A 3640-nucleotide genomic window follows, 5' to 3' on the forward strand; every position below is an offset into this window, starting at 1 on the left:
ATTCGGTGCGTAGTTGACCGCTACACCCCCACTTCTTATTTCTTTAAATGCGAACAGTTGTTCTGAAAGAAGAAATCTGCTATCATAAATATAATTGAAAGGGGGCGCCGTCGTGGCCCAGGAACACACTTACATTGCCATCGATTTAAAGTCCTTTTATGCTTCGGCAGAGTGCGCCGCCCACGGCCTGGATCCCCTGAATGCCAACCTAGTCGTCGCCGACCCGACTCGGACCGACAAGACGATCTGTTTGGCTGTTTCACCGGCCTTAAAGTCCTTTGGCGTCCCTGGTCGCCCCCGCTTGTTTGAGGTTAACCAGCAAATCAACCAGGTCAATCGAAAACGGGCCCAGCAATTTGCTAACCGGCGCTTAGCCCGGACCCGCTCGATTTACAAGGACGAACTTGACGCCCACCATGGTCTGCGGGTCGACTACATGATCGTCCCGCCCCGGATGCGCTACTACCTGGAGATATCGGCTAAGATCTACGAAATTTACCTGCGCTTCATTCCACCGGAAAAAATTCACGTCTATTCAATCGACGAGGTCTTCATTGATGCCACTGATTACTTGGCCGGTCACCACGAGTCAGCCCACACCCTGGCCAAGAAAATAATCCAGGCCATCCAAACCGAGTTTGGAATCACCGCCACGGCCGGGATCGGTACCAATCTCTACCTAGCTAAGGTCGCCATGGATATCGTGGCCAAAAAAATTTCCGGTGACGCCGACGGGGTTCGGATTGTCGCAATGACCGAGTATGATTACCGCCGCCTCTTGTGGGCCCACCAGCCGCTAACCGACTTTTGGCGAATTGGGCGTGGCTACGCCCGACGCCTGGAGAAACTAGGGCTTTTAACGATGGGCGACATCGCCCGTTGTTCCCTAGGTACCCTGTCGAATCCTCTCAACGAAGAGGTCTTGTACCGCGAGTTTGGCAAGCATGCCCAGCTCCTAATCAACCACGCTTGGGGCTATGAAGCCGCCACGATTGAGGATATTAAAAACTACCGGGCTAGCGAGCACGGCATCTACTCCGGCCAGGTCTTAATGAAGCCCTACCCAATTCCAAAGGCCCGCCAGGTAATTAGCGAGATGAGTACTAACCTGGCTCTCCAGCTGGTCAAGCGCCACGCCTTAACTAACCAGATTGCCTTGCACTTATCTTACGACGTCAAAAGTCTTACCTATGCGGCTAGCCACAACGGCCCGGTGGTAACCGACTTTTATGGCCGCCAGGTACCCAAGCCCGATCACGGCGGAGCCAGCCTGGATAACCTGACCTCCTCGGCTAAGGAACTACGCCAGGCCTTCTTGACCCTGTACGACCAGATCGCCAACCGCGACCTTTTGATCCGTAAGATCACCGTGATTGCCAACCACCTGATTGATGAACAAGAGGCCGCCAGCCAGATCCACACTGAGCAACTCGACTTATTTGAGGATCCGACTCAGCGGATCGTTGAACAGAAAAGCGCTCAGGCCAGCCGGGACCAAGAACATGCAGTCCAAGAGCTAGTCTTAAGGTTACAGAAGCAGTATGGTAAAAACGCCATTATCCGGGCCGCCGACCTCTTGGATGGATCGACCACCCGTAAACGCAACGACGAAATTGGAGGTCATAAGGCATGATTGAAGATAATACCGAGCAGACCAAGGCGATGCTTTCAGCCAGCCTGTTTAAAGATACCAGTGCCTACCAAGACATTATCGATCTCCCACGCCCGATCTCCAAAAACCACTGGCCCCTACCGGCCACCGACCACGCCGGTCAGTTCGCCCCCTTTGCGGCCTTAACCGGCTACCACCAGCTGATTAACGAAGTTGCCGAGCGCTACCAGCACAAAAACTACCCCGATGAACTCACCACCAAGCGTCTTGAGCGGCGCCTCTTGGCCCTTCAGCCCCTCCTACCCCTACGGCTGAAGGTCGAGTATTTCAATGGTGACAACGGCTACTATGAAACCATTGAGGGAATTGCGACGGAGCTGGACTGGGATCGCCAACGTTTAATGCTAATCGGCAAGCAGGAATGGGAACTAATCATCGCTAACCTGCGGAAGGTAACCATTTTAACCAGGTTAAAATAAGAGGGGAACGGCCATACTACCCCGTAAAGAAGAGAGCCCAGTAGCTCAACGATTATCGCTGAACTACTGGGCTCTCTTCTTTTATGCCACGTGTTTTTATAAGGGCGATGTACTTTAATGATGCTCTTAATCAAAGCGTACCTGATGGTAGCAACACCGTAAGAAAACGGCGGCTATCCCCCCAAGGAGGGCGTAAACGGCTCCCACATTACCGACATTCCCTAACCCCAGGTAGCTGACCGTTTCGGCAGCCGTGAAGGAGCCAAGGGAGATTCCAATGTTGGCGAAGATTGAGTTCAAAGATGAGGCTAGCTCTAATGACTGGGGGTAATCCTTTTCGGCAATGTCTAAAAACATCAGCTGCGTCGACGACCCGTAACAGGCTACGGCTATGCAAACTAGGGCTACCGCCAACACTCCCAACCACGGAAAATGAACGAGGGGGGCCAGCATCACCAGCAAGCCAGTCATCATGAAGTAGATGTAAGGCAGAAATAACACGCCCCCCACGTCAGCTAGGTATCCTCCAAACTTATTACCAACGATGAAAGCAACCCCCATCCCCAGTAAGATCCAGTTCAAGGCACCCATCGAAAAGCCCATCATCGTCGTTAGCAGCGGCCGGATGTAGGTGTAAAAGGTATACTGGCCAGCACACACGCTTACAACTAGTCCAACCCCCAGAAGGACCCGCCGATCCTTTAAAAGGCTAAACTGAGAGACCAAACTCCCCTTAACCGCGGTGTCTTCTTTGGGCACCAGGACCGCTAACCCGATCAAAACGACTAAAGAGATCAGAGACACCATCCAAAAGGAATCATGCCACGAAAAGGTAGTGCTAATCATTGTCCCGATCGGAATTCCAATGATCGAGGCAATCGAAAAGCCGGCAAAGACCCAGGAAACCAGCCCGGCCCGCTTGTCGTGCGGGGCTAGCTGAGCGGCCAGGATCAAAACTAAGGAAATGATCGCTCCCGAAACGCTAGCCGTTAGAACCCGTGACCACAAAAGCGACCAGAAGCCGCCAGCAAGTGCCGTCCAGGTATTACCGATCAAAAAAACCACCATGAAAACTAAGAGAATGTCGTAGCGTCGAAAGCGGCTAGCCACCGTGGTCAAGATCGGCGTCAGGAAGGCATAGACCCCGGCAAAGACGGTCACTAGGTACCCCAGCATGGACAAAGAAGTCCCAAACTCCTTGGCGATGTCTGGTAAAACCCCAACAATCATGTACTCATTACACCCCAACATAAAGGCGACCATCACAAATAAGATCGCCTGAAAACGATATTTAGTCATGGTATGTTCCCCCGTTCTTTCGTAAACCGAAAAATCATCAAGAAATATTGTACGGGCTTTGCCGGGTTAATTCTAGCCCCCAATTTATTTAAATTTCGGTTTATTAGAAACCGCTACCATGATATAATAATTGAAAGAACAATTAACTCTGCTAAGCACCTCTATAATTTATGGGGGTGCTTAACTTTTTAACGAAAACGGGCCCGCCAACTTGTGACGAACCCGTTTCTCCTTGTCAACTACGCACCGA

At 51.8% G+C, this 3640-nt stretch carries 3 protein-coding genes; 2 read left to right on the forward strand and 1 reads right to left on the reverse strand.

Annotated elements, in window-relative coordinates:
- Positions 1-112 precede the first annotated feature (112 nt).
- Both AOQ57_RS08135 and AOQ57_RS08140 read left to right on the forward strand, forming a co-directional pair.
- Complete coding sequence (locus AOQ57_RS08135; protein WP_093626936.1) at positions 113-1633, forward strand: Y-family DNA polymerase; 1521 nt, start codon at positions 113-115, stop codon at positions 1631-1633.
- Entirely contained in the window at positions 1630-2091 is a 462-nt protein-coding gene (locus tag AOQ57_RS08140; RefSeq protein ID WP_093626938.1) for a hypothetical protein, read from the forward strand. Before AOQ57_RS08135 ends, AOQ57_RS08140 begins: the two co-directional genes overlap by 4 nt.
- Positions 2092-2217: 126 nt before the next feature.
- On the opposite strand, the gene AOQ57_RS08145 is transcribed toward AOQ57_RS08140, so the two are convergent.
- Positions 2218-3390 carry an MFS transporter gene (locus AOQ57_RS08145; RefSeq protein WP_093626940.1) on the reverse strand — a complete coding sequence of 391 codons (1173 nt, stop codon included), beginning with the start codon at positions 3388-3390 and terminating at the stop codon, positions 2218-2220.
- Positions 3391-3640 lie beyond the last annotated feature (250 nt).

The sequence above is a fragment of the Limosilactobacillus gorillae genome (genome assembly GCF_001293735.1).
In the GTDB taxonomy this organism is placed as follows: Bacteria; Bacillota; Bacilli; order Lactobacillales; family Lactobacillaceae; genus Limosilactobacillus; species Limosilactobacillus gorillae.